The sequence below is a fragment of the Janthinobacterium sp. UMAB-60 genome (assembly GCF_900095235.1).
Lineage (GTDB): Bacteria > Pseudomonadota > Gammaproteobacteria > Burkholderiales > Burkholderiaceae_D > Janthinobacterium.
The window spans coordinates 25,500-50,340 of sequence record NZ_LT607489.1 but is presented as its reverse complement, the minus strand read 5'-3'; the positions used below and the strand labels follow the sequence as shown (position 1 = coordinate 50,340).

The window sequence follows — 24,841 nt, the reverse complement described above, 5'->3', positions numbered from 1 at the left end:
CCATAATATAAGCACAAGGCGCGCGGAACTTATCGCGCGCCGCAGCGCACTAACGCAGTATGCCGGTCGGCATGCTGCATGCCCGCTCCGGCCCGTTCCCTGACTGGCTAAGGAGGATATATGGCAAGCAATTTCAAACTGAAACGCTGGCAAGATCAACTGATCCTGTTGCTGGGCCTGTGGCTGCTCGTTTCGCCCTGGGCTTTTTCCTATTCCGAAGGCTCACCGCAGATGATCAACGCCTTTGCCTCGGGCCTGGTGATCGCCGTGCTGGCCGCCTTCGACCTGTACAAGACCTATTTCTGGGCCGTCGTCGTCAACCTGCTGGTGGGCGTCTGGGTCGCCGTCTCGCCATGGGTCCTGCGGCTGGCCGACCAGCGCGTCGTCATGTGGAACGAGCTGATCGTCGGCATCGCCGTCGTCGTGCTGGCCCTGTGGGAACTGCGCACCGACCCCGAGCTGCACAAGCACTGGCCCGGCGCGGCAGCGTAGCGGCGTAAAAAAGCCCTGTCACGGCGATGCCGTGCAGGGCTTTTGAAGAACGCGCCAACAATGTTGTCGGATTACGCGTGGCCTGACGGCCGCGCTAATCCGACCTACAGCGCATACCTGACAACGTTATCGCTCCATTCGTAGGCAGCCATTTCCAGCTCCACCAGGTCGTCCGGCGACATGGCCAGGTCGCGCAGGGTCGGTACGATCTCGCCTTCCATGTCTTCGATGCGCTCGATGCATTCGGCCAGGCGCAGCAGGTCGCCGTAGAAGCCTTCGCGCGACAGCAGCGCTTCAGCCACTTCGTCGATCACTTCGATCTGGCTGAGGATTTCCGACATCGGCACGCCGAACAGGGTATCCATCAGGGACATGATGCCGACCGTAAAGGCGATATCGGCCGAATGGGCGTGGTTCGGCCGCAGTTTATGCGCGAGCAATTCGAGTAAACGGCCGCGCGTGGTGGCCAGCATGAGCAGCGGCGTCATGCTATGGCCGCGCTTGCTTGGCTCCGCGTACAGCATGATTTGCAGCCAGCGCTGCAGCTGGCGACGGCCCAGCACGGTCACGGCCTGGCTCAGCGAATCGATGCGCTGGCGCGCGCCCACGGCCGGTGTATTGACCAGGCGCAGCAAGTTCAGGGCCAGCGACACGTCGCGCTTGATGGCGCGCTCGATATCCATGTTGTCGGCGTCGGACGTCACCAGTGTCATCAGTTCCATGACGGCCAGTTGCGACGGCGACAGCTTCTTGCCCGTCATGATGGCGGGCTTGGCGAAATAATAACCCTGGAAATAATCGAAGCCCAGGTCCAGGCCCGACTTGAATTCTTCGCGCGTCTCGACCTTTTCCGCCACCAGTTTCTTGCTTTCCTGCTTGAAACGGGGCGCCAGCGCCGCCAGCACTTTCGGGTCGACCGTGCTCATGTCCATCTTGACGTATTGCACCAGCGGCAACAGTTCCTGCACTTGCGACGTGTCGGCCACCACGTTTTCCAGCGCGAAAGTGAAGCCATGGCCCACCAGTTCACTGATACGCGCGCGCACTTCCGGCGTGACAGGCATCGATTCGACGATTTCCAGCACGACTTTTTCACGCGGCAGGAAAACGAAGATGTCGCTCATGATCACGTCGGCATCGACGTTGACGAAACCGAGCGCGTCGCCGATCACCTTTTCCATCCCCAGCTGGGATGCGTGAGCGATCACGGAAGCCGTGGCGGACAGGTCGCTGGTGATGTTGGCGGGACCGACCGGAGCGTTGCGGAATAGCAACTCATAGCCAAACAGGGCTTGATTGCGGTCAAGGATAGGTTGTCGACCCAGATAGAACTCGCGCACGCGCAAGGGTTTCGGGGTGATGTCATTGCTGGAAATATCGATCATTAAGTCTTCATCAATCAGGTCGAGTGACACCGGCCGCGCGGTGCCCGCATCAAGGTTCACTATTGACAATACTTTAGCTGAATTTCGCCCGCGCTGTGGGTATTTTGGCAGCAATCCGGCGTATTGTCGTCAACAAATTAGGCCGCTGGCGTGTCTTGCACCATCCCGTCGACAAATAATTTCAATTCACCGGGCGCAAACGCCGTCCACTGCTCATTCGTCGTCAGCGGCTGGGTAACGATCACGGCCACGCGGTCCTGGGGCGTCGTCACCTGGGAAAAGTCCACGCTCAGGTCTTCATCGGAGAGTTTAGCAGTTGGAAACGGATGTTGTCGCACCAGATAGTGCAAGCTGGTCGAGCAATGGGCAAACAGCGCCTCGCCGCTCGACAGCATCATGTTGAAGGTGCCGTGGGCGGCGATGCTGGGCAACAATTCCGCCAGCGCGGCATGCAGTTGCGGCAAGGCCGGCGGAGCATCGCCAAAGCGCGCATGCAATTCCTGCAGCAGATAGCAGAAAGCCAGTTCGCTGTCCGTGCAGCCGACGGGGCGGTAACTGCCCGTCAGCACGGGATGAAATTGTTTCAAATCGCCATTGTGGGCGAATACCCAGTAACGGCCCCACAGTTCGCGCACGAACGGGTGGCAATTTTCCAGCGCCACCTGGCCTTGCGTAGCCTTGCGGATATGCGCGATGACATTGCGCGACTTGATCGGGTAGCGTTTGATCAGTTCGGCCACGGGCGAGGCGATGGCCGCCTGGTGGTCGACGAAATGGCGCACGCCGGCGCCCTCGAAAAAGGCGATGCCCCAGCCGTCATGGTGGGTATCGGTATGGCCGCCGCGCATGGCGAAGCCGGTAAAACTAAAGACAATGTCCGTGGGGACATTGCAATTCATTCCGAGAAGTTGGCACATGGTCTGTTTGCAGCTGGATAACACGGCCACCATACCATGCCGCCCGGCGGATTGGTATGGTGACGATAGCCACCACCCTAGTGCAACAGGACTGGCTGGCTCATGAGGGAATCGTAGCTGCCCAAAAATTCATCGATCTCTTCCATGCTGGGTTCGCTGGCGATCAATTCCGTCACGTCGCGGCGGAAGTTTTGCGCAAGGATGCCGGCGATAAACGTCTCGCGTTTGCCGCCCTTGTCGACGATTTCATAGCCGCCAAAGCGCAGGGCTTCCAGGTCGCCGTCGGCGCCGAATTCCACGACGCTGTATTGTTCGCTGTTATAGATCAGGTTCATTTTGCATCCTTCGCTCAAGCAGGAGAGCCTCCTGCGGTTTCAGAACAGAGGTGGGGCTGATACGGCGCCATTTCAAGCGCCATGCCACCCGGCGGGCTACAGAGTTGTAACGAGATGCAAAGGCAAGTGCGGCAGTTCCATCGGGAAGTCGTCAGGAAAGCACGATGTCGGCTTGCAGCGCCAGCAGGACGTCGTAGGGACTGGCAGTGAGCCAGGCGCGCAATTGTTCGATGTGCGTGGCATCGGCCAGGCTGATGAACAAGCGCGCGGGAGGATGGCGCAGCAGACGATTCAATGTTACACGCAATACGAGATTGCCGCTGCAGCACAGGCAACCGGGCGCGATGCGCAACAGTTGCAATGGAAATGATGGAGAAGGGGAGACTTGCCCGGCCAGGTCGGCCAGGATGGCGTTGCCGTCAGCCAATCCCTCAAGGATCACGGCGGCCGGTTCGCCAGGCGCCAAGGCTTGCGCGATGGCAGCCTCGCGCCCGGCGGCGCGTCCACCGCTGACCAGGGTCAGCGGCGTCGGACGCCGCACGGCTGCCGTCACAGGCTTTTCTTGGCCAGCTTGCCCGGTTCGACGCCCAGCTGTTTCAGCTTGCGGTACAAATGGGTACGCTCCAGACCTGTTTTTTCCGCCACGCGGGTCATGCTGCCGCCTTCGCGGCCCAGGTGGTGTTCGAAATACATGCGCTCGAACGCGTCGCGCGCCTCGCGTAGCGGCAAGTCGAACGACAGGTTGTAGCCATGGCCTTCCGCCACCGCCGGTACGGCGATGCCCGGGCGCACCATCAGCTGTTGCGGTGCGCTGCCGCCAAAGCTGGGCACGGGGTGGCTGCTTTCCTCGGCCACCACGGGTGCCACGGGACGCGGCGCCACGCTCGGTGCGCGCACGGTTTCCTGTGCCCGCGTCAAGCCTTGCTGGACTGCTTTCAGCAGTTTTTGCAAGGCAATCGGTTTTTCCAGGAAGTTCATGGCCCCGATGCGCGTCGCCTCGACCGCCGTATCGATGGTGGCGTGGCCCGACATCATGATCACCGGCATGGTCAGCAAGCCGTCGCGCTGCCATTCCTTGAGCAAGGTCACGCCGTCCGTGTCGGGCATCCAGATATCCAGCAATACCAGATCCGGCGCACCGGCGGCACGCGCTTCACGCGCCTGCTGCGCATTTTCGGCCAGCTGGATAGCATGTCCTTCGTCGCCCAGAATTTCCGAGAGCAACTCACGGATACCCATTTCATCATCCACTACGAGTATGTTTGCCATTCGTGTCTTGCCTTCCTCATTTCGCCGGCCGTCGTGCACAAGATGTACACGACGGACAGCTATGATTTTATTAGTGTTTTAAATACTAAACCAGACCCTCACGCCAGGAAATCCTGGGCAGGAGTGTCGGGAGCTAACTTTAACAGCAAAATGACCACCGAAGCGCCATTGCCGTCGACCCGGTTCTCGATATCGATGCGTCCGCCGTGTTCATCGATAATTTTCTTTACCATCGCCAGGCCCAATCCCGTGCCGCGCGCCTTCGAGGTCACATAGGGTTCGAAGGCGCGCGCCAGGATTTTTGGCGCGAAACCAGGGCCATTGTCGGTGATGGCCAGCCGCACGGCGATATTCACGCCGCCGTCCGCACTGCGATAATGAATTGCTTCCGTCCTTACGTCAATCCGCGGATGCGGCGAGTCCGGCGGCAGGTCGGCCATGGCGTCCTGCGCGTTCTGCAGCAAGTTATGTATCACCTGGCGCAACTGGGTCGGATCGCCCATCACCATCGGCAGATTCGGCGCCAGTTGCGGGTGGATGATGTCGCCATCATCGCCGCGCAGGTACAGGTTCAGGATTTCTTCGATCAGTTCGTTCAGGCGCAGCGGCGTGAGCACGGCTGGCGGCGTGCGCGCATAGTCGCGGAAGTCGTCGACCATGCGCTTCATCGCATCGACCTGCTTGACGATGGTGGTGGTGGCGCGGTTGAGCAAGTCCGCATCGGGCTGCTCCAGCTTGCCCTCAAGCTTCATCTGCAGGCGCTCGGCCGACAGCTGGATGGGCGTGAGCGGATTCTTGATTTCATGCGCCAGGCGGCGCGCCACCTCGCCCCAGGCGATCGAGCGCTGCGCGGAAATCACGTCGGAAATATCATCGAAGACGACGATGTAGCCGCTGCCCGACTCCAGCGGCAAGCGCGAACCGCGCGCCAGCAGCGTGATGTCATGCTCGTCGGCACTGCTGCCCAGGCGGCGCGGAATCTCGATCTGGCGCTGCCAGTGCAGGCGCTGCTGGTTGCGGCCCGACGCCGATTGCGCGCTTTGCGCCGTGAAGGCGCTGATGATGGCGCTTCCAAACTCTTCCATTCCAGCAATATGCGCCAGCGACTGCCCCACGATGCTCATACCCGAATGCTGCAAGATGCGCTCGACCGATTCATTGCACGTCACCAGCTTGAAATCGCCGTCGAGCACCATCACGCCGGCCGACATGTTCGCCAGCACCGACTCCAGGTGGGCCTTGGCGTTTTGCAGCGCGGCGCGGTTGCTTTCCACGGCCGTGCGCGCGTCGAGCAACTGGCGCGTCATGATATTGAACGACTGCGTCAGGGTACCCAGTTCATCCTTGGTGGCGACGATGGGGCGCGGCGACAGGTCGCCCTCGGCCACGGCGCGTGTGCCTTCCGCCAGCAGCAGCAGGGGCTGGGCCAGGTTGCCCGCAATCAGGAAAGCGCTGCCGATGGCGCCAAAGATGGCCAGCAGCAAGGTCAAGGTGAGGATTTCCATGTACATCTTGCGCAAGCCCACGCGCGCGACGAAACGTTCCTTGTATTCGCTGTAGGCGGCCCGCAGCACCTCGCCGTTCGTCGCCAGCTTGGGCGGCGCCGATTGCAGCAATTGCAGGTAGCGGGGCGAGACGGAGGGTCCGGGCACGGGCACCAGCACGCGCAAACGCAGGCTGGTCGCCGTTTCCAGCGACGCCGGCGTGCCCGCACGGAAACCACCACCGCCCGACTCCGCGCCATCATCGTGTAACTCTTGCCCCCCTTCGGCGTAAGCATAGCCGGCCGGAGAGGCGGCCTGCACCAGCATGGCCGGCGTGGGCAAGTCAGCCGCGCTGTGTGGTCCGGCGCTGGCCAGCAGCACGCCGTCGCCGCTGACAACCATGACATTTTGCATGCCTTCTTCGCGCAGCAGGCTGGTCAGCACGGCCGGACCCGCCGCCGGATCGGTGCCCAGTTCCGCGACCACCTTGTGCCCCCGGTGGTCCAGCTCGACCAGGGCCGCATCGAGGCCGGCGCGGCCCAACTCAATCCCCGATTCCAGCGCCGCTTCGATCTTGACGTTGAACCAGGATTCGATGGAGTGGGAGACGAATTGTACAGAGACAAGAAAAATCACCAGGCCCGGCAGGATGCCGACGGCGGCGAACAGCATCACCAAACGTGTCATCAGCTTGGAGCCGAACTTGCCGCTCTTGTAGCGCGCGTACAGGCGGCCCAGGGAAATGCCCACCAGCGCCAGCAGGGCCACGGCCACGGCGGCGTTCAGGCCCAGCAGCCAGGTGTAATAGCGGTCGAAAAAACCGGAATTGTCGGAAGCCGACGCCAGCAGGAACAGCAGGATACTGACAATGCCGCCGCCCACCACCAGCAGATAGCGTAATGCTTGACTCACTACTCCGCCGTATACAAGAAGGTTTTTTTATTCGAAGCCAGGCGCCAGTCGCTGTTATTGAAGGCATTCACCTGTATCGGCTTGGGCAGGTAGTCGCGGTCCATGCCCATGCGCAAGGTGACGTTATACGTCTGCCCGACTTTCAGCGCGCCGCGCGGCGCCACCAGCCAGCGGCTGGGACGGCGGATCAGGAACAGCGCATCGTCGAGCGTGGGGAAGCTTTGCTGCAAGCCGCCGCCCGACACATGATACTGGCGCGTGAGCACGTTGTACGACAGCCGGCTGGTCTGGCGCGCCACGATGGCTTTTTCATCGAACCAGTACCAACGGGGCCGGGTCAGTTCGATTTCTGTCGTGAAAAACAGGGGCACGCCATGCTGCACGGCATCATCGAGGTCGTGATTGAGATCAAAGGAGTAGGTGGCGGCCAACTTGTAGCCCTCTTCGCTCGATTCGATGTAGGCGCGGGTGATCTCGACCATGTCGGCGGCTTGCGCGCGCGGCATGGTACATGCCAGCATCAGCAGCAGGGCCAGGAGTCGGAAGAGTCGTGTTGTCACAAGTGTGCCGGTGGTGTCCGTAGGAAAAGGTTCGACGACTCGCTCAAGCCGCATTTTTTTGGAATAGCGCATAGAACAAACCGTCATGGTCCTGCTCCGCGCTACCAGTCGGCAACAGCTGGCCAGGCGCTGTCAATCGGGTCGCATTATTACGCATCGCAAATGCCGCCGCCTGTGCCTCGGACTCTTGCGGCCACAGTGAACATGTCACGAACAGCAATTTACCATCGGGGCGCAGCATCTGCCACAGGTTGTCCAGAATTTTGGAGGAAAGTGTTGCAAGTTGGAACGCGTCGCCCTTGCGGCGCAACCAGCGAATGTCGGGATGGCGACGCACGATGCCCGAGGCCGTGCACGGCACGTCGGCCAGGATGCGGTCGTACTGCTGGCCGTCCCACCATGCGCTCGATTGCGCATCCTGCGCCTTCAAGGTAGCGTCCAGGCCCAGGCGCTCGAGGTTTTCCGCGATGCGCGGCAAGCGTTTGGCGTCCGCATCGATGGCCGTCACGTGCACGTCGGCCAGTTCCAGGATGTGGCACGTCTTGCCGCCCGGCGCCGCGCAGGCGTCCAGCACGCGCATGCCATCCTGCAAGTCCAGCAGCGGCGCGGCCAGTTGCGCGCCAGCATCCTGCACGGAGACGACGCCCTGCTCGAAGCCGGGAATCAGCGCCACGCCGATGGGCTTGTCCAGGCGTACGGCAAACGGTCCCACCTGGCGCGCGGCGATACCCGCTTCCTGCAACACGGCCAGATACGCTTCGACCGTACTCTTGCGGCGATTCACGCGCAGGGTCAATGGCGGCACGGCATTGCCGGCGGTCAAAATGGCTTGCCAGTCACGCGGATAAGCCAGGCGCAGCGAATCGATCCACCATTGCGGATAATTCCATTGCGCCAAAGGTTGCTGCAGGGCCGCTTCCAGCAAGGACTTGCGCTCGCGCAAGAAACGTCGCAACACGGCATTCACCATGCCCTTGGCATGCGCCAGGTCAGGGTGCGAGGTGGCCACCGTGACAGCCTGGTCGACCACCGTGAATTCTTCGTACGGCTGCTCGTCCGGCTCGGCCGACATCAGCGACAGCGCGCAGCACAACAGGGCGGCCAGCATCGGCGGCTCGGGCGCCTTCGACGTCATCAGGCCGACCAGCGTTTCGCTGCGGCCCAGTTGGCGCATGGTACGGTAGGAAATATCCTGGATGGCGCCGCGCGCCTGCGGGCTGGCGTTCGATTGCGCAAACACCTTGGCCAGCGCCTGCGGCAGGGCCGTTCCCGTGCGTACTTGCGCCACGGCATTGGCAGCGCCCAGCAGGCAAAACGCCAGCGAGTCGGCGCGCAAATCGGGTTGGAAGCCTGGCTGCAAGACCGGTTTCAGGTCGGGATGGTAGCTGGGACGCAATTTCGGTGCGGCAGGCGCCTGGCCTGGCGCCGGCTTGGTTTTCAATTTCAGCGTGGGGCGCTTGTTCATAGTTATCCGGTGTGGCTGCGCGCGGTGGGCTGCATGGTGGCAAAGTCGCGGCCGCGCGTTATCAATAAAGGGTCGATTGTAGCGTTTGTGGCGCTCTCTGGCCCAAGCGATTGCAGCGATACATGTAAATTGCGGCAAAAAACTGCATATATACAAGCAGAATGCGCCATGCTGATGTTTTCGCGCACCAACATGGGCATGTTGTCCTGATAATATCGTGAAATGCGCCGGCACGGGGACCTTGCCGGCAAGCGTATTGTTCCCGCCGGCAAACCAGTATAATTGACGCAGTCTGGGCGGCTTGGGTACTTGCCGTCCGTTTTGCTTTTTGATTCATTCTATTCATTCTTAACGCGGTTCCACCGCCATCCTGCTCATGCTCGCCCAACAGAAACAAGAAATCATCGCCCTGTTCCAGGCCGCCCTCGCTCCCGTCCTGGCCGGCACTACGCTGACGCCATCCGTGGTGCTCGAGCGACCACGCGACGCATCGCATGGCGACGTCGCCTGCAACATCGCCATGCAACTGGCCAAGCAGCTGAAACAGAATCCGCGCGAACTGGCGCAAACCATCGTCAGCGCCGTGCTGGCCAATCCGGCCGGCAAGGGCCTGGTCGAGGCAGTGGAAATCGCCGGCCCCGGCTTCATCAACGTGCGCGTGTCAAACGCCGCCAAGCAAGCCGTGGTGAAAAGCATCTTGAGCGAGGCCGACGGCTATGGCCGCAGCACGGCCGGCGCCGGCAAGCAGGTCATCCTCGAATTCGTCTCGGCCAACCCGACCGGCCCCCTGCACGTGGGCCACGGCCGCCAGGCGGCGCTGGGCGACGCCCTGTCCTCGCTGTTCGATGCGCAAGGCTACCAGGTGACGCGCGAGTTCTACTATAACGACGCGGGCGTGCAGATCCAGACCCTGGCCAATTCCGTGCAGGCGCGCGCGCGCGGCTTCAAGCCGGGCGACGCCGAATGGCCGGAGCCGGCCTACAACGGCGACTACATCGCCGATATCGCCAACGATTTCAAGGCCGGCAAGACCGTGTCGGCCAGCGATGGCTTGCCCGCCACGGCGAATGGCAACATCGACGACATCGATTCGATCCGCCCGTTCGCCGTCACCTACCTGCGCAACGAGCAGGATATCGACTTGCAGGCCTTCGGCGTCAAATTCGACAATTACTACCTGGAGTCCTCGCTGTATGCGGACGGCAAGGTCAACAGCGCGGTGGAAACCTTGATCAAGGCGGGCCACACCTACGAGCAGGATGGCGCGCTGTGGCTGCGCACCACCGACTTCGGCGACGACAAGGACCGCGTCATGCGCAAGACGGACGGCACCTACACGTATTTCGTGCCGGACGTGGCGTATCACCTGGTGAAATGGCAGCGCGGCTTCGTGCAGGCCATCAATATCCAGGGCAGCGACCACCACGGCACCATCGCGCGCGTGCGCGCCGGCCTGCAGGCGGTCGACATGGGCATCCCGCAAGGCTACCCCGACTACGTGCTGCACAAGATGGTCACCGTCATGAAGGACGGCGAGGAAGTCAAGATTTCGAAGCGCGCCGGCTCCTACGTGACCGTGCGCGACCTGATCGAATGGTCGGGCGGCGGCGACATCGCCAAAGGCCGCGACGCCGTGCGCTTCTTCCTGATCTCGCGCAAGGCCGACACGGAATTCGTCTTCGACGTCGACGTGGCGCTGAAAACCACCGATGAAAACCCCGTCTATTACGTGCAGTACGCGCATGCGCGCATCTGCCGCATCCTGGAAAACTGGGGCGGCGATGAAAGCACGGTCGCCGGCGTGGATTTATCTCCACTGACGGCGCCGACCGAAGCGACCCTGCTGGCGACCCTGGCCGCCTACCCGGAAACGCTGGCGCGCGCGCAAGCGGAACTGGGACCGCATCAAGTCGCGTTCTACCTGCGCGACCTGGCTGCCAACCTGCACAGCTTCTACTTCGCCGAAAAAGTGCTGGTCGAGGACGACGCCGTCAAGATGGCGCGCCTGGCCCTCGTCATCGCCGCGCGCCAGGTGCTGCGCAACGGCCTGGCACTGATCGGCGTATCCGCGCCAAACAAAATGTAATCGCGAAGGTCTAACCGTCAATGAATCATGCTTCCCGCTTCTCTTCGACCCGGCGCCAGCAGGGCAACACGCTGGTCGGCATCATCATCGGCCTGGTCATCGGCCTGGGCATCGCCGTGGTGGTCGCCCTGGTGATCACCAAGGGCGCCTCGCCCTTCACCGACAAGTCGGGCAAGGCCGGCAAGTCGGCCGAACCGACGGCCGGCCAGATCGCCGACCCGAACAAGCCGATGTACGGCAACAAGGAAGCGGCCAAGGAAGCGGCGCGCGACTTCTCCAAGGAGCCGCGCGAGATCGCCGCGCCGACGCAGCCAGCCGCACCGGCGCCTGCGCCCACCACCGCGCAGCAGCCGAAGGCGCCGCCGCCGGACGCGCTGCAGGAACTGATCGGTACACTGAAGGACAAGCCGACGCCGAAAACGCCGGCGGCGCCAGCGCCAGCACCGCAAGCCAAGGCCGACGTGAAAGCCGAAGCCAAGGCCGATGCCGCCAGCGACAAATGGATTTATTATCTGCAGGCCGGCGCCTTCCATGACATGTCGGACGCCGAAAGCACGCGCGGCAAACTGGCGCTGCTGGGCTTCGAAGCGGCCATCAGCGACCGCAGCACCGATGCCGGCGTGCTGCACCGCGTGCGCATCGGGCCGTTCAACCAGCTCGAAGCGATGAACCGCGCGCGCACCAAGCTGTCTGAAAACGGCATCGATGTCGCCGTCGTCCGCAACCAAAAATAAGGAACCAGCATGCGTTTTCTGAAGAAAATCCTGTTCGCCGCCGCCCTGTGCACTGTTGCCCTGGGCGCGTCGGCCTCGCCGGCCGAGCCGAAGAATGGCGTCGAGTACGAAACCCTGCCCGCGCCGCAGGCGACGGAAGCGGGCAAGAAAATCGAAGTGACGGAATTTTTTGCGTATTACTGTCCCCATTGCAACGTGCTCGAACCGCAACTGGCGGCCTGGGTCAAGAAACAGGGCGACAACATCGTCTTCAAGCGCGTGCACGTGTCGCGCGATGACAGCGTGACGCCGCAGCAGCGTTTGTTCTTCACCCTGCAAGCCATGGGCCTGCTCGACAAGCTGCACACCAGCGTCTTCCATGCCATGCACGTGGAGCGCAACCGCCTGGCCACCGACGACGCCGTCTTCGACTTCGTCGCCAAGCAGGGCGTGGACCGCCAGAAGTTCATCGACACTTACCGTTCGATGGGTGTCTCGGCCCGCGTGCGCCGCGCGGACGCCATGATGCAGGGCTATAACGTGACGTTCTGGCCCATGATCGCCATCGACGGCCGCTACATCACCTCGCCTTCACAGGCCGATCAAGGCAGCAAGTCGGCCAAGAACGAAGAGCAGCTGAACGCCCAGGCGCTCAGCGTGATGGACGTGCTGCTTGCGAAAGCCAAAGCGGAAAAGAAATAAGCATGGCCACCTCCCTGGCGCGCCCGGGCATCGCCTGATGCACAGCGTTTTCATCACGGGCGCGTCGAGCGGACTGGGCGCAGCGCTGGCGCTGCAGTACGCGCGCCAGGGCGCCCAACTGGGCTTGCTGGCGCGCCGCGGCGACACCCTGCGGCAACTGATCGCTTCCCTGCCCCACCCTGAGCGCCACCGCGCCTACGCCGTCGATGTGTGCGACCATGCCGCCCTGAAAAGCGCGGCCGGCGACTTCATCGCCCATGCCGGGCATATCGACGTCGTCATCGCCAGCGCGGGCGTGTCCTACGGTACCTTGAGCGAACACGCGGAAGACCTCGATGCCTTCGCGCGCCTGATCGCGATCAACGTCACGGCCACCGTCGCCACCTTCGTCCCCTTCATCGCCGCCATGAAAAGCCAGGGCAGCGGACGCCTGGTGGGCATCGGCAGCGTGGCCGGCATCCGCGGCCTGCCCGGCGCCGAAGCCTACAGCGCCTCGAAGGCGGCCGTCATCAGCTACTGCGAATCGCTGCGCCTGGAACTCAAACCGGCCGGCATCAAGGTCGTCACCATCACGCCCGGCTACATCGACACGCCGATGACGCGCCACAACGCCTATCGCATGCCCTTCCTGATGCCGGCCGAAAAATTCGCCGCGCGCGCCGCGCGCGCCATCGCCGACGGCGACAGCTACCGCGTGATCCCGTGGCAGATGGGCGTCGTCGCCAAGCTGCTGCGCGCACTACCGAATGCCGTCTACGACCGGGCCTTCGCGCATGCGCCGCACAAGGCGCGCAACTGAACCAATCACCATGACGAAGCACTCAGACCTGAACAGCGCGGCCATCGCCGCCCATTGCGCCACAGGCGCCTCCCACGTGGCCATCGAAGTGGTCGACGAAACGGGATCGACCAACGCCGACCTGCTGGCGCGCTGCGCCACCCTGGCCGGCCCCACCCTGCGCATCGCCGGCCAGCAGACGGCCGGACGGGGGCGCGCCGGGCGGCCGTGGGTATCGCAGGCGGACGCCAGCCTGATGTTCTCGCTGGCCTGGCGCTTCAAGGGGCCGCTGCATCAGCTGGTTGGCCTGCCGCTGGCCGTCGGCGTGGCGCTGGCCGAAAGCATGACGGCGCTGGGCGTGCCGGTACAACTGAAATGGCCGAATGACCTGCTCAAGGATGGCCACAAACTGGCGGGCATCCTCGTCGAGACGCAGCAGACAGCGGACGGCGGCGTGTGGGCCGTGATCGGCTGCGGCATCAATCTGCTGATGCCCGATGCGCTGGAACGGCGGATCGGCCGCAGCGTCTCGGCCGTGCCGTGGCTGGCGCAGATGGAGCGCAATACCCTGGTGGCGGCGCTCCTGAGCCGCCTGGCCGGCGTGCTGGCCGAATTCGACGACACGGGCTTCGCGCCGTTTGCCGAACGCTGGAACCTGCTGCACGCCTGGCAGGGCCAGCACGTGAAAATCCTCGACAACGGCCAACTGCTGCAGCAAGGCGTGGCGGCCGGCGTGGACCACCTGGGCCGCCTGCTGCTGCGCACCGATGGCGGCCTGCAGGAAATCATGTCAGGCGACGTGTCCTTGCGCCTGAGCGGGGAGTAAGCGCATGCTACTGCTGATCGACGCCGGCAATACGCGCATCAAATGGGCGCTCGTGGCCGCCGATGGCGCCGTTGGCGGATGGCTGGCCAGCGGCGCCGTCACGCATGCGCAGCTCGACACCCTGGCGGCGCAATGGGAGAAACTCGCCATCAGCGAAGCGCTGCTGTCGAACGTGGCGGGCAGCGTCATCGGCATCCGCCTGCGCGCCATGCTGCCGGTAGCACCCTGTGACTTTGTCTCGCTGCCGCAGTTGGCCGGACTGACGAATGGCTACCGCACGCCGTCGCAACTGGGCTGCGACCGTTTTGCCGCCGCCATCGGCGCGCACGCACTGGCGCCTGGCCAGGCCGTCATCGTCGCCAATTGCGGCACCGCCACCACCATCGACGCCATCACGGCCGATGGCATTTTCCTCGGCGGGATGATCTTGCCGGGACTGGGATTGATGGCCAGCTCGCTGGCGCGCAACACGGCGCAGCTGCCGCAAATCGCCGGCGACGCCATGCTGCCGGCCGGCTTTGCCGACAACACGGACGACGCGATTTTGAGTGGATGCCTGGCGGCCCAGGCGGGCGCCATCGAACGGGCCGTGCGCATGCACGGCGCCAGCGCCTGTTTATTGTCAGGCGGCGCCGCGCCGCGTATCGCACCGGCCCTGGCACTGCCGGTACCGCTGCATCTGGTGGACAATATCGTCATGCTCGGCCTGCAGGCATCCGCACGCGCCGACGCGGCAGGAACACAAGGAAACCACGTATGCTGAAATTCGTCTTCTGGCTGCTGGCCGGCGTCAACCTGCTGGTCCTGGCCATCGGCCAGGGCTATCTGGGCAGTTTTCGCACGGAGACACGCGAACCGGCGCGCCTGAAAAACCAGCTGCAGGCGACCAAACTTACCTTGCTGACGCAGGAGCAGGCCACGGCACCGGCCGCGCCGCCCGCCGCCGAAGAGGGCACGACACTGGCGGCGGCACCGGCCACGCCACCCTCGTATGCCTGCACGGAAGTGGGCAATTTCCTGCTGGCTGACGGGCGCCGCTTCGAGGCGCAAGTGGCCGCGCTGGACCTGGGCGACCGCCAGTCGCGCCGCAACGTGGCCGGCCAGGACATTTCCAGCTACATGGTGTACATCCCGCCGCAGGGCAGCAAGGAAGGCGCCGACCGCAAGGCCGGCGAGTTGAAGCAGCTGGGCGTGACGAATTACTTCATCATCAGCGAAAGCAGCCCGCAGCGCTGGGGTATTTCCCTGGGTGTCTTCAAGTCGGAAACCAGCGCGCAAAGCCAGCTGGCATCGCTCAACAAACAGGGCGTGCACAGCGCCCGCGTCGCGCCGCGCTACAGCGCCAGCAAGCAGTTCGCCTACCAGTTCCGCGACCTCGACGCCGCCACGCGCACGCGGCTCGAAAAGATCAAGGCGCAGTTCCCGGAGCAGGAACTGCGCTCCTGTAAATGACACCTGACAATCGCGTCGGATTACGGCGCTTTACGCCTAATCCGACCTACGTTTATCTTTCGATGACGATAGGCTTGATGCCCGTCGATTCCGGCAAATTCGCCGCCGCCCGCGCCGCCTCGGCACGGCTGGAGAACGGTCCGCCGTACAGCCAGGTAGGTCGGATTAGCGCTTGCGCGTAATCCGACAACGCCAGCGACGCCAACCATGGCGTCGGATTACGCGCTTGCGCGCTAATCCGACCTACGCTCTACCTTTAAATCACGATGGGCTTGATGCCCGTCGACTCAGGCAAATTCGCCGCCGCCCGCGCCGCTTCGGCACGGCTGGAGAACGGTCCGCCGTACAGCCAGGTAGGTCGGATTAGCGCTTGCGCGCTAATCCGACCTACGCTCTACCTTTGAATCACGATGGGCTTGATGCCCGTCGACTCAGGCAAATTCGCCGCCGCACGCGCCGCTTCGGCGCGGCTGGAGAACGGTCCGCCATACAGGCGGAACAGGTTACCGGCTTGCACCACCCCAAGCGTACCCAGGGCTGCCGCGTATGGCGCCAGGCGCGACCGCCCCGTTTCCGCATTGTCGGCGCGCGAGTAGGCACCCAGCTGCAAATAAAAGCCGCTGGCCAGCACCGTCGGAGCCGGCATGGCGACCGTCGCATCGACGGGCAGCATTTGCGTCGACACTTCCGGCTGCACCACGGCGCCCGTCTCGGGCGGCGTATCGATGGAAATGGCCACCACGGAAGGCGTCAACGGTGCCGGCTTGGGCGCCGCGCGGGCAGCCAGGATGGCATCGATATCGGCCGGCAGCAGCCGTTCGACGACCACCTGGTGGCTGCCCTTGCCCAGGAAGCCCAGTTTCAGCGCCGCCGTGTACGACACGTCGATCACGCGCGTGGCATGGAAGGGGCCACGATCATTGACGCGCACGATCACCTGTTCGCCGCTGTCGATGCTCGTCACGCGCGCATACGACGGAATCGGCAAGGTGGGATGGGCCGCCGTCATCTTGTACATATCGTAGATTTCACCCGACGAAGTGCGCTGGCCATGGAACTTCTTGCCATACCAGGTGCCCGTGCCCTTTTGCGTAAATGGTTCGTTGTCGGTGATCGGCGTGTACGTCTTGCCGAACACGACGTAAGGACGGTTCGAGCGCGTCGAATACGGCTCGTTGCGCACTTCCGCGTCGGGCACGTCGCGCAAGTTGGCCGGCGGATTGTCGCCCGGGCCGTCATCCTTGTAGTAGCCGCCGCGCCCGGAGCCGGCCGCCGGCAGCGCCGGCAAGGTGGGGTCCTGGCGCACGGGCACCTTGACCTTGCCGCCTGACGGCAGCGGCACGTTGTTCGATGCGGGCTTGTGCGGCGCGGTGCCGCAGGCGGCCAGGGTCAGCAGGACCGTCAGGCTCAGCCCGCGCATGGCGAAGGTATCGAAAGGCGCCCGCATCAGGTTTGCACCAGCTTGCGGTGGCGCTGAATGCTCATCAGGATACCGGTGGCCACGCCCAGGGTCAGCAGCGCGGTGCCGCCATAGCTGAGGAAAGGCAGGGGAACGCCGACCACCGGCACGATGCCGCTGACCATGCCCATGTTGACAAACGCATACGTAAAGAAAATCATTGTTATCGCTCCTGCCAGCAGGCGAGTGAAAAAACTGGGGGCGTTGGCGGCGATCATCATGCCCCGTCCCACCAGCAGCAAATACATCAGCATCAGGATCAAGTTACCGACCAGTCCGAATTCCTCGGAATATACGGCAAAAATAAAATCGGTCGTGCGCTCCGGGACGAATTCCAGGTGGGCCTGGGTGCCGTGCGTCCAGCCCTTGCCCGTCATGCCGCCCGAACCGATGGCGATGATGGACTGGATGATATGGAAGCCCTTGCCCAGCGGATCCTTGGTCGGGTCGATCAGCATCATCACGCGGTCGCGCTGGTAATCATGCAGATGCGACCAGGCGATCGGCAGGCAGGAAACAAAGGTGATCAGCAAGCCGGCCAGCACCTTCCACGACAGGCCCGCCAGGAAGATGACGGTGAAGCCGGCCGCCACCACCAGCAGCGCCGTACCCAGGTCGGGCTGGCGTGCGATCAGGTAGACGGGCGCCAGCAACAGCACGGCCGCCATCAGGAACGATTTCCAGCGCAGGGCGCCCGCATTGTGCTGGAAGAACCAGGCCAGCATCAGCGGCGTGGCGATCTTCAGGAACTCGGAGGGCTGGATGTCGATCACGCCGATATGCAGCCAGCGCCGCGCGCCCAGCTTGATGGTGCCGAACAGCGCCACGGCCACCAGCAAGATCACCGATACCGTATACGCCGGCACGGCGATGCGCATCATCATCTGCGGCGTGATGTTGGCCGCCACCCACATGACGAAAAAGCACAGCAGGATGTTGCGCAGGTGGTCCTCGATCTTGCCGGGGATGCCGATGCTGGCCGAATACAGGGTCAGCAGACTGGTGCTGAGCAGCATCAGGATGATGATCATCAGCGGCGGATCGAACACCGCAAGATAGGGTTTGGCGCGCCGCCACAGCGAGCGCCTCTCGTTAATGGGCATGTGCTTCCTTTATTGCCTGGCAGGCGGCGCCGGGGCGGCCTGCTCGTCGGTGATTTCTTCCAGGGTGCGCACTTCGTCGACATCTTCCTTGGGCACCTTGGTGGTGTCCTTTTCCTTGTCGCTCGGGCGCTTGCCCAGCAGGTAGTAGTCGAGCGCCTTGCGCGCGATCGGCGCAGCCACGCCGGCGCCGAAGCCCGCGTTTTCCACCACGATGGCAATGGCGATGCGCGGCTTGTCGGCCGGCGCGAAGGCCGTAAACAAGGCATTGTCGCGCAAGCGTTCGGCCAGCAGCTTGGCATTGTACTTCTCGTTTTTCTTGATGCCCACCACCTGTGCCGTCCCCGTCTTGCCGCCCACCGTGTATTGCACGCCGGCGAAAATGCGCGCTGCCGTGCCGCCCTGCTCGCTGGTCACGCCCACCATGGCGCGCTTGATGACGTCGATGTTTTCCTGCTTGAGCGCGATGCGGTAGCTTTCCTTCGGTACCGTCAGGGTGCGCGCGCGCGTGGCCGCGTCTTCGATGATCTTCACCAGATGCGGCTTCATCACCACGCCGTTATTGGCCAGGTTGGCCGTCGCGTGGGCGATCTGCAGCGGCGTATAGGAATTGTAGCCGGAGCCGTTACTCACCGAAATCGTGTCGCCCCCCACCCATTTTTTCTGCTGCGGCGTCTTGAAGCGGTTGCGCTTCCATTCCATCGACGGCAGCACGCCCGTCTTTTCATTATTCAGGTCGATGCCCGTCAACTGGCCGAAACCGAACGGTTTCATGAAGTCGTGGATGGCATCGATGCCCATGTCGCGGCCCAGCTGATAGTAATAGGTGTTGCACGAGACGACGATGGACTTGTGCATGTCCACCGTGCCATGGCCGCCCACCTTGTCGTCGCGGAAGGTGTGGCCGCCGAGGATGAAGAAGCCGGGATCGGAAATCGCCTGGCTCGGCGTGCGCTTGCCCAGTTCCAGCGCGGCCAGCGCCATGAAGGGCTTGAAGGTCGAGCCGGGCGCGTAGGTGCCGGACAAGGGACGGTTGACCATCGGCCGGTCCAGCGAGGTATTGAGTTCATTCCAGCTTTGCTGGTCGATGCCGTCGACGAACAGGTTCGGGTCGTAGCCGGGCTTGGAGACGTAGGCCAGGATGTCGCCCGTGGCCGGGTCGATCGCCACGGCCGCGCCGCGCCATTCGCCGAACGCTTCCTCGACCACTTTTTGCAGCTCGATATCGATCGACAGGATCAGGTTGTTGCCGGGGGTGGCCGCCGTGCGCGACAGGGTGCGCATGGCGCGCCCGCCGGCCGACACTTCCACTTCTTCGTAGCCGGTGGTGCCATGCAGCTGCTTCTCGTAGCTTTTTTCCAGGCCTTCCTTGCCGATATGGTCGGTGCCGTTGTAGTTGGCCGCGTCGTCGCCCTCATCGAGCGCCTTGGCTTCATTGCGGTTGATCCGGCCGATGAAGCCCACCACATGCGAGGCGATTTCGCCCATCGGATACTGACGGAACAAGCGCGCCTGCACCTCCACGCCGGGGAAACGGAAACGCTGCGCCGTGAAACGCGCCACTTCCTCGTCCGTCAGGCGCGTGCGCAGCGGCACGCTGACGAAGTTCTTCGATTCTTCCAGCAGCTTCTTGAAGCGGCGGCGGTCCTTGATATCGATCTGCACCAGGGTCGACAACTCGTCGATCACCGAATCGAGGCTGGCGCTCAGTTTCGACGGCGTGATTTCCAGCGTATAGGCCGAGTAATTGCGCGCCAGGACCACGCCGTTGCGGTCGAGGATCAGGCCGCGCGTGGGCACGATGGGCACCACGGCGATGCGGTTGTCTTCGGCCTTGGTTGCGTAGTCCTCGTGCTTGATCACCTGCAGCCAGATGAAGCGCGCCAGCAGCAGCGAAAAGCAGACGAAGACGAGCGCGCCCAGGATGGTCAGGCGCATGCGGAAAAAATGCAGCTCGCGCTCGGTATTTTTCAGTTCAGTCATGGCAGGCGCCCGTCAAATCGGCCGGTTATGGTCGCGGTCCACGGCACGGCGCTGTGGCGCCAGCAAGACCCACGTGACGAAGGGCCACAGGGCCACGGCGACGAAGCTCTCGATGAAATTGAGCCAGCCGGGGAAACGGCCCGAGACGATCAGGCGCGTCAGCAATTGCAGCGCCTGCGTCAGCAGCAGCAGCGGCAGCACATGCAGCGCCTGCGTCAGGATGGGGAACCACAGCACGCGGCGGTGCATCATGATGGCGAAATATGACAGCAAGGTGTAGGCCAGCGCATTCTCGCCGAGCAGGGTCGAGTCGTGCACGTCCATCATCAGGCCCATGAAGAACGCCACGCCGATGCCGACCTTGCGCGGCTGGTGGATGCCCCAGAAGACCAGCACCAGGGCGACGAAATCGGGCACGCCGACGAACTGCCCCCATGGCAGCAGGTTCAGCAGAAAAGCGCACAGCAGGGAGAAGCCGATGAACAGGGGGCTGACCGGCAGCAGGATGTAATGCGGGCGGTTCATCGTGTCGCCTCCTTCGGTGGCACGGCGGCAGGTACCACAGCCGGTTTCGGCACGGCGGCAGGCGTGGCTGGCGGTTTTGCCGCCGGTGCGGCGGTGGCGGCGGGCGGGGTCGCGGCGGCCGCCGGGTCCTTGATGGGCGCCATCTTGCCGGCGATCTTGCGGCCCGTCTTGACGTCTTCGGCTGGCGGACGCGGTGGAATCTCGGGCGACGTCATCAGGATGAGCAGTTGGGTGTTGCGTTCGATGCCGGCCAGCGGCTGGCACACGACGCGGCCGAACGGGCCATGCGCATTGCGCTCGACCAGGGTCACGCGCGCCACGGCCAGGCCGGCCGGGTACAGGCCATCGAGGCCCGAGGTAATAACGATGTCGCCGATCTGGATGTCGGCGGTAGGGGCCGTAAAGCGCAGCTCCATGGTGCCGGACTTGCCGCGGCCGATGGCCACGCTGCGCACGCCATTGCGCAGCAGCTGCACGGGAATGGCCTGTTCTTCATCGGTCAGCAAGGTCACTTCCGAGGTGAACGGGAACACGCGCGTGACTTGCCCCACCACGCCGAGGTTATCGATCACGGGACGGCCCAGTTCGACGCCATTCTGGATGCCCCGATCCAGCACGATCTTGCGCGTGGCCGAATCGCGCGTGTCATACAGGACTTCAGCCATCAGGGTCTTCACGGGAACGCGCTCGCGCGCTTCCATCAATTTGCGCAAATGGTTGTTTTCAACGATGTTGAGCTGCGCCTGCTGCATGATCTGCGCCGAGGCGATTTGTTCGTGCTTCAGGTCGCGCACCTGTTTTTCCAGCGAGGACAGCGAAGAAAAGTAGTTGCCGACGCCCAGCGCCACATCGCGCGGCACCAGGGCCGCCATCTGCACCGGATACAGCACGGTACCGACTGCCTGGCGCACGGCCGTCAAGGCGTGCATGCGCGAATCGACCAGCAACAGGGCGATAGAAATGCCGGCGAACACCATCATCTTGACGCGGGCGGAGGCGCCTTGTTTGAAAAGTGGCGGAGGACTGTATTCCATGACTTCCAATAATCAGGCCAGGCGCAGTGCGCCAACGTGCAGGCCCCGGTCGAATGCCGGCGCCAAAACCAAAAAAAGGCCGGAATGGTTTCCGGCCCTTCTGTCAGATTATTCGTAGGAGAAGATCGAGCCGAGCTTGTCCATACGTTCCAGTGCCATCCCGGAACCGCGCACCACGCAGGTGAGCGGGTCCTCGGCCACCAGCACCGGCAGGCCGGTTTCCTCCATCAGGAGGCGGTCCAGGTCGCGCAGCAGTGCGCCGCCGCCCGTCAGCATCATGCCTTTTTCGGCGATGTCGGCGCCCAGTTCCGGCGGCGTCTGTTCCAGCGCGTTCTTCACGGCCGAGACGATGTTGTTCAGCGGATCGGTCAGCGCTTCGAGAATCTCGTTGCTGGAAATGGTGAACGAACGGGGGATGCCTTCGGACAGGTTGCGGCCCTTGACTTCCATTTCCTTCACTTCCGAACCCGGGAAAGCCGAACCGATGGCCTTCTTGATGGCTTCGGCCGTCTGTTCGCCGATCAGCATGCCGTAGTTGCGGCGGATGTAGTTGACGATGGCTTCATCGAACTTGTCGCCGCCCACGCGCACGGAACCCTTGTAGACCATGCCGCCCAGCGAGATGATGCCCACTTCCGTGGTGCCGCCGCCGATGTCGACCACCATCGAGCCGGTCGCTTCGGACACGGGCAAGCCCGCGCCAATGGCCGCTGCCATCGGTTCTTCGATCAGGTACACCTGCGAAGCGCCGGCGCCCAGCGCCGATTCGCGGATCGCGCGGCGCTCGACCTGGGTCGAACCGCACGGCACGCAAATGATGATGCGCGGCGATGGACGGAAGAATTTCGAGTCATGCACCATGCGGATGAATTGCTTGAGCATCTGCTCGGTCACGGTAAAGTCGGCGATCACGCCATCTTTCATCGGACGGATCGCTTCGATATTGCCCGGCACCTTGCCCAGCATCTGCTTGGCTTCCTTGCCGACTGCCTGAATGGTCTTCTTGCCATTCGGACCGCCTTCCTGGCGGATGGCGACGACGGACGGTTCGTCCAGGACGATACCGAGGCCGCGCACATAAATAAGGGTGTTGGCCGTGCCCAAGTCAATGGCCAGATCGGTGGAGATATACCTGCGTAAAAAACCAAACATGAGTGTCCTGTAGCGCATCGAGCTGCGCAAAAGCTGTTTATGGGGAGTTTCAAAGCGGGCGCTTTCAGGCACCCTGAAAATCCATGAAGGCGATTTTTCCGGGTTTCGCTTGGCGCTTGCGCAATCTTTTCTATGCTGCGGCTGCGGTCCATCAGCGCCGGCAACGCATTAACCCGCCATTCTACCTTATAATTTGAATGCGATTTGCTCAAAAACCATGGAAAAGTGCGACTCTTGCAGCCGCGAGTTACGCGGCATTCCTCGATTTTTGTGAGCAAAATAGCAGTAAATATTCGCGTTTTATCAAAACGCCAACTTAATACTAATGCGCGGCACTCCGCGCCATTCGCCATGTCCCTGACACTCTCCGACGTAAAACGCATCGCCCACCTGGCACAACTCGAAATGGCCGACGATCAGGCCGTCACGTCCCTGGCCCAATTGAACAAGATTTTTGCCTTGGCGGAACAAATGCAAGCCGTCAATACCGATGGCGTGGCCCCCCTGAGCCACCCGCTGGCTGCCCATATGGACAATATCGCCCTGCGCCTGCGCGAAGACATCGCCACCGAAACGAATCACCGCGACGCCTATCAGGCCGTGGCGCCGAAGGTCCAGGATGGCCTGTATCTCGTGCCCAAGGTTATCGAATAAACACGCCGTTGCGCCGTTCCCGCCTTCTTGCCGAATATCAAAATAGAAACGCCATGCATACAAAATCCATCAAACAGCTGTCCACGCTTTTGCAGAACAAGGAAATTTCCGCCGTTGCACTGGCGACGCACTTCCTCGACCGCATCGCGGCGGACACTTCGAACGCCTTCCTGCACGTCGACCGTGCCCTGACCCTGGCGCAAGCGGCCGAGGCCGACGCGCGCATCGCCGCCGGCACGGCCACGCCATTGACGGGCGTGCCGATCGCGCACAAGGACTTGTTCGTCACGAAAGGCTGGCGCACGACGGCCGGCTCGAAAATGCTGGCCAACTACGCCAGCCCGTTTGACGCCACCGTGGTGGAAAAATTCCAGGCGGCCGGCATGGTCACTTTGGGCAAGGTCAATTGCGATGAATTCGCCATGGGTTCCGGCAACGAGAACTCGGCCTTCGGCGCCGTGCAGAACCCGTGGGATAAAACAGCCGTGCCAGGCGGCTCCTCGGGCGGTTCGGCCGCCGCCGTCGCCGCCGGCCTCACGCCAGCGGCCACCGGCACCGACACGGGCGGCTCGATCCGCCAGCCAGCCGCTTTCTGCGGCATCACCGGCATCAAGCCGACGTATGGCCGCGTGTCGCGCTTCGGCATGATCGCCTTTGCCTCGTCGCTGGACCAGGGTGGCCCGATGGCCCGCTCGGCCGAAGACTGCGCCCTGCTCTTGAGCGCCATGGCCGGCTTTGACGAGCGCGACTCGACCAGCCTGTCGCCGGAACAGGGCGGCGTGACGGAAGATTTTTCACGTGAGCTGGGCCAGCCGTTGACGGGATTGCGCATCGGCGTGCCGCGCGAGTACTTCGGCGAAGGCCTGGCCAAGGACGTGGAAGCGGCCGTGCGCGGCGCGCTGGCGCAGTATGAACAGCTGGGCGCCACCCTGGTCGACATCTCGCTGCCCAACACGGCCCTGTCGATTCCCGCCTACTACATGATCGCGCCGGCAGAAGCGTCGTCGAACCTGTCGCGCTACGACGGCGTGCGCTACGGCCACCGCGCCGCCGAGTACAAGGACTTGCAGGACATGTACAAGAAGTCGCGCGCCCAGGGCTTCGGCCCGGAAGTGCAGCGCCGCATCATGGTCGGCACCTATGTGCTGTGCCACGGCTACTACGACGCCTACTACCTGAAGGCGCAAAAGATCCGCCGCCTGATCGCGCAAGATTTCGATGCCGTATTAAATGGCCCGAACGCCGTCTGCGACGTCATCATGGGCCCCGTCGCGCCGACCGTCGCCTGGGACCTGGGCGACAAGACGGACGACCCGGTGGCGAACTACCTGGCCGACATCTACACCCTGTCGACCAGCCTGGCCGGCCTGCCCGGCATGTCGATTCCCTGCGGCTTCGGCGCGGGAGACAAGAATGGCAAGCGCCCCGTCGGCCTGCAAATCATCGGCAATTATTTTGGCGAAGCCAAACTGCTGAACGTGGCCCACCAGTTCCAGCAAGTGACGGACTGGCATACGCGTGCTCCAGGCAACGCAACTGCCGGCATCTAAGAAAAAAA

At 63.1% G+C, this 24,841-nt stretch carries 24 protein-coding genes and 1 pseudogene; 10 read left to right on the top strand and 15 right to left on the bottom strand.

The window, feature by feature from the left end:
- The first annotated feature begins 120 nt into the window (after positions 1 to 120).
- The gene (locus tag K0F86_RS14160) at positions 121 to 492 is read left to right on the top strand and encodes an SPW repeat protein (RefSeq protein WP_219134960.1); all 372 of its coding nucleotides are present in this window, start codon (positions 121 to 123) and stop codon (positions 490 to 492) included.
- Between the two features lie 104 nt (positions 493 to 596).
- Here the strand turns inward: K0F86_RS14160 and K0F86_RS14155 are convergent, their stop codons facing one another.
- The 8 genes from K0F86_RS14155 to rsmB all read right to left on the bottom strand — a co-directional run bounded on the left by K0F86_RS14155 (position 597) and on the right by rsmB (position 8,819).
- Entirely contained in the window at positions 597 to 1,877 is a 1,281-nt protein-coding gene (locus K0F86_RS14155; RefSeq protein ID WP_219134959.1) for an EAL and HDOD domain-containing protein, read from the bottom strand.
- Positions 1,878 to 2,014: 137 nt separating this feature from the next.
- Complete coding sequence (locus K0F86_RS14150) at positions 2,015 to 2,794, bottom strand: class II glutamine amidotransferase (RefSeq protein ID WP_219134958.1); 780 nt, start codon at positions 2,792 to 2,794, stop codon at positions 2,015 to 2,017.
- A gap of 77 nt (positions 2,795 to 2,871) precedes the next feature.
- Entirely contained in the window at positions 2,872 to 3,129 is a 258-nt protein-coding gene (locus K0F86_RS14145; RefSeq protein WP_219134957.1) for a DUF3567 domain-containing protein, read from the bottom strand.
- A 151-nt stretch (positions 3,130 to 3,280) separates the two neighbouring features.
- Entirely contained in the window at positions 3,281 to 3,682 is a 402-nt protein-coding gene (locus K0F86_RS14140; protein WP_219134956.1) for a GTPase, read from the bottom strand.
- Positions 3,679 to 4,398, bottom strand: a complete 720-nt coding sequence (locus K0F86_RS14135) for a response regulator (protein WP_034784724.1) — start codon at positions 4,396 to 4,398, stop codon at positions 3,679 to 3,681. Before K0F86_RS14135 ends, K0F86_RS14140 begins: the two co-directional genes overlap by 4 nt.
- Positions 4,399 to 4,496: 98 nt before the next feature.
- Positions 4,497 to 6,794 carry a PAS domain-containing sensor histidine kinase gene (locus K0F86_RS14130; protein WP_219134955.1) on the bottom strand — a complete coding sequence of 766 codons (2,298 nt, stop codon included), beginning with the start codon at positions 6,792 to 6,794 and terminating at the stop codon, positions 4,497 to 4,499.
- Positions 6,794 to 7,300 carry a DUF4390 domain-containing protein gene (locus K0F86_RS14125; RefSeq protein ID WP_257572158.1) on the bottom strand — a complete coding sequence of 169 codons (507 nt, stop codon included), beginning with the start codon at positions 7,298 to 7,300 and terminating at the stop codon, positions 6,794 to 6,796. The genes K0F86_RS14130 and K0F86_RS14125 overlap by 1 nt, the downstream gene beginning before the upstream one ends.
- 97 nt (positions 7,301 to 7,397) lie before the next feature.
- Entirely contained in the window at positions 7,398 to 8,819 is a 1,422-nt protein-coding gene (gene rsmB / locus K0F86_RS14120) for a 16S rRNA (cytosine(967)-C(5))-methyltransferase RsmB (RefSeq protein WP_219134954.1), read from the bottom strand.
- A 376-nt stretch (positions 8,820 to 9,195) separates the two neighbouring features.
- Between rsmB and argS the strand changes: the two genes are divergently transcribed.
- From argS to K0F86_RS14085, 7 genes are read left to right on the top strand one after another with little or no spacing between them, the layout of a single operon-like run.
- A complete protein-coding gene (gene argS, locus K0F86_RS14115) occupies positions 9,196 to 10,905 on the top strand; it encodes an arginine--tRNA ligase (RefSeq protein WP_219134953.1) in 1,710 nt (569 codons plus the stop codon).
- A 20-nt stretch (positions 10,906 to 10,925) separates the two neighbouring features.
- Complete coding sequence (locus tag K0F86_RS14110; RefSeq protein ID WP_219134952.1) at positions 10,926 to 11,639, top strand: SPOR domain-containing protein; 714 nt, start codon at positions 10,926 to 10,928, stop codon at positions 11,637 to 11,639.
- A 9-nt stretch (positions 11,640 to 11,648) separates the two neighbouring features.
- Positions 11,649 to 12,320: a thiol:disulfide interchange protein DsbA/DsbL gene (locus tag K0F86_RS14105; protein ID WP_219134951.1), complete on the top strand. Its 672-nt coding sequence runs from the start codon at positions 11,649 to 11,651 to the stop codon at positions 12,318 to 12,320.
- Positions 12,321 to 12,357: 37 nt separating this feature from the next.
- Positions 12,358 to 13,119 (top strand): SDR family oxidoreductase, encoded by a 762-nt coding sequence (locus K0F86_RS14100; protein ID WP_219134950.1) that lies wholly within the window; start codon positions 12,358 to 12,360, stop codon positions 13,117 to 13,119.
- A gap of 10 nt (positions 13,120 to 13,129) precedes the next feature.
- Positions 13,130 to 13,924, top strand: a complete 795-nt coding sequence (locus tag K0F86_RS14095; protein WP_219134949.1) for a biotin--[acetyl-CoA-carboxylase] ligase — start codon at positions 13,130 to 13,132, stop codon at positions 13,922 to 13,924.
- Positions 13,925 to 13,928: 4 nt separating this feature from the next.
- A complete protein-coding gene (locus K0F86_RS14090; RefSeq protein WP_219134948.1) occupies positions 13,929 to 14,687 on the top strand; it encodes a type III pantothenate kinase in 759 nt (252 codons plus the stop codon).
- Complete coding sequence (locus tag K0F86_RS14085) at positions 14,681 to 15,376, top strand: SPOR domain-containing protein (protein WP_219134947.1); 696 nt, start codon at positions 14,681 to 14,683, stop codon at positions 15,374 to 15,376. The genes K0F86_RS14090 and K0F86_RS14085 overlap by 7 nt, the downstream gene beginning before the upstream one ends.
- Before the next feature lie 52 nt (positions 15,377 to 15,428).
- Here the strand turns inward: K0F86_RS14085 and K0F86_RS27945 are convergent, their stop codons facing one another.
- The 7 genes and pseudogenes from K0F86_RS27945 to K0F86_RS14045 form a co-directional block, all read right to left on the bottom strand.
- Entirely contained in the window at positions 15,429 to 15,566 is a 138-nt protein-coding gene (locus K0F86_RS27945) for an SPOR domain-containing protein (RefSeq protein WP_219134946.1), read from the bottom strand.
- A 66-nt stretch (positions 15,567 to 15,632) separates the two neighbouring features.
- Positions 15,633 to 16,823: pseudogene (locus K0F86_RS14070) on the bottom strand (septal ring lytic transglycosylase RlpA family protein).
- Positions 16,823 to 17,938, bottom strand: a complete 1,116-nt coding sequence (gene rodA / locus K0F86_RS14065) for a rod shape-determining protein RodA (protein WP_219134944.1) — start codon at positions 17,936 to 17,938, stop codon at positions 16,823 to 16,825. Before rodA ends, K0F86_RS14070 begins: the two are co-directional and overlap by 1 nt.
- A gap of 9 nt (positions 17,939 to 17,947) precedes the next feature.
- The gene (gene mrdA / locus K0F86_RS14060) at positions 17,948 to 19,918 is read right to left on the bottom strand and encodes a penicillin-binding protein 2 (RefSeq protein WP_219134943.1); all 1,971 of its coding nucleotides are present in this window, start codon (positions 19,916 to 19,918) and stop codon (positions 17,948 to 17,950) included.
- A gap of 12 nt (positions 19,919 to 19,930) precedes the next feature.
- Positions 19,931 to 20,443 (bottom strand): rod shape-determining protein MreD, encoded by a 513-nt coding sequence (mreD, locus tag K0F86_RS14055; RefSeq protein ID WP_071079524.1) that lies wholly within the window; start codon positions 20,441 to 20,443, stop codon positions 19,931 to 19,933.
- Entirely contained in the window at positions 20,440 to 21,477 is a 1,038-nt protein-coding gene (gene mreC / locus K0F86_RS14050) for a rod shape-determining protein MreC (protein ID WP_219134942.1), read from the bottom strand. The genes mreD and mreC overlap by 4 nt, the downstream gene beginning before the upstream one ends.
- Positions 21,478 to 21,585: 108 nt before the next feature.
- Positions 21,586 to 22,629: a rod shape-determining protein gene (locus tag K0F86_RS14045; RefSeq protein WP_010393186.1), complete on the bottom strand. Its 1,044-nt coding sequence runs from the start codon at positions 22,627 to 22,629 to the stop codon at positions 21,586 to 21,588.
- Between the two features lie 351 nt (positions 22,630 to 22,980).
- On the opposite strand from K0F86_RS14045, the gene gatC reads away from it, so the two are divergent.
- Positions 22,981 to 23,283 carry an Asp-tRNA(Asn)/Glu-tRNA(Gln) amidotransferase subunit GatC gene (gatC, locus tag K0F86_RS14040; RefSeq protein ID WP_096233767.1) on the top strand — a complete coding sequence of 101 codons (303 nt, stop codon included), beginning with the start codon at positions 22,981 to 22,983 and terminating at the stop codon, positions 23,281 to 23,283.
- 53 nt (positions 23,284 to 23,336) lie between these two features.
- Positions 23,337 to 24,833, top strand: coding sequence for an Asp-tRNA(Asn)/Glu-tRNA(Gln) amidotransferase subunit GatA (gatA, locus tag K0F86_RS14035; RefSeq protein WP_219134941.1), 1,497 nt, complete (start codon positions 23,337 to 23,339; stop codon positions 24,831 to 24,833).
- The last annotated feature ends 8 nt before the right edge of the window (positions 24,834 to 24,841 follow it).

Bases quoted from the DNA above. Each gene is read 5' to 3' on its own strand.
- K0F86_RS14155 (WP_219134959.1), bottom strand. From the start codon at position 1,877: ATGATCGATATTTCCAGCAATGACATCACCCCGAAACCCTTGCGCGTG.
- K0F86_RS14085 (WP_219134947.1), top strand. From the start codon at position 14,681: ATGCTGAAATTCGTCTTCTGGCTGCTGGCCGGCGTCAACCTGCTGGTC.
- K0F86_RS14125 (WP_257572158.1), bottom strand. From the start codon at position 7,300: ATGCCGCGCGCGCAAGCCGCCGACATGGTCGAGATCACCCGCGCCTAC.
- K0F86_RS14105 (WP_219134951.1), top strand. From the start codon at position 11,649: ATGCGTTTTCTGAAGAAAATCCTGTTCGCCGCCGCCCTGTGCACTGTT.
- mrdA (WP_219134943.1), bottom strand. From the start codon at position 19,918: ATGACTGAACTGAAAAATACCGAGCGCGAGCTGCATTTTTTCCGCATG.
- K0F86_RS14145 (WP_219134957.1), bottom strand. From the start codon at position 3,129: ATGAACCTGATCTATAACAGCGAACAATACAGCGTCGTGGAATTCGGC.
- K0F86_RS14150 (WP_219134958.1), bottom strand. From the start codon at position 2,794: ATGTGCCAACTTCTCGGAATGAATTGCAATGTCCCCACGGACATTGTC.
- argS (WP_219134953.1), top strand. From the start codon at position 9,196: ATGCTCGCCCAACAGAAACAAGAAATCATCGCCCTGTTCCAGGCCGCC.
- gatC (WP_096233767.1), top strand. From the start codon at position 22,981: ATGTCCCTGACACTCTCCGACGTAAAACGCATCGCCCACCTGGCACAA.
- rsmB (WP_219134954.1), bottom strand. From the start codon at position 8,819: ATGAACAAGCGCCCCACGCTGAAATTGAAAACCAAGCCGGCGCCAGGC.
- K0F86_RS14095 (WP_219134949.1), top strand. From the start codon at position 13,130: ATGACGAAGCACTCAGACCTGAACAGCGCGGCCATCGCCGCCCATTGC.
- rodA (WP_219134944.1), bottom strand. From the start codon at position 17,938: ATGCCCATTAACGAGAGGCGCTCGCTGTGGCGGCGCGCCAAACCCTAT.
- K0F86_RS14160 (WP_219134960.1), top strand. From the start codon at position 121: ATGGCAAGCAATTTCAAACTGAAACGCTGGCAAGATCAACTGATCCTG.
- gatA (WP_219134941.1), top strand. From the start codon at position 23,337: ATGCATACAAAATCCATCAAACAGCTGTCCACGCTTTTGCAGAACAAG.
- K0F86_RS14135 (WP_034784724.1), bottom strand. From the start codon at position 4,398: ATGGCAAACATACTCGTAGTGGATGATGAAATGGGTATCCGTGAGTTG.
- mreD (WP_071079524.1), bottom strand. From the start codon at position 20,443: ATGAACCGCCCGCATTACATCCTGCTGCCGGTCAGCCCCCTGTTCATC.
- mreC (WP_219134942.1), bottom strand. From the start codon at position 21,477: ATGGAATACAGTCCTCCGCCACTTTTCAAACAAGGCGCCTCCGCCCGC.
- K0F86_RS14110 (WP_219134952.1), top strand. From the start codon at position 10,926: ATGAATCATGCTTCCCGCTTCTCTTCGACCCGGCGCCAGCAGGGCAAC.
- K0F86_RS14100 (WP_219134950.1), top strand. From the start codon at position 12,358: ATGCACAGCGTTTTCATCACGGGCGCGTCGAGCGGACTGGGCGCAGCG.
- K0F86_RS14045 (WP_010393186.1), bottom strand. From the start codon at position 22,629: ATGTTTGGTTTTTTACGCAGGTATATCTCCACCGATCTGGCCATTGAC.
- K0F86_RS14090 (WP_219134948.1), top strand. From the start codon at position 13,929: ATGCTACTGCTGATCGACGCCGGCAATACGCGCATCAAATGGGCGCTC.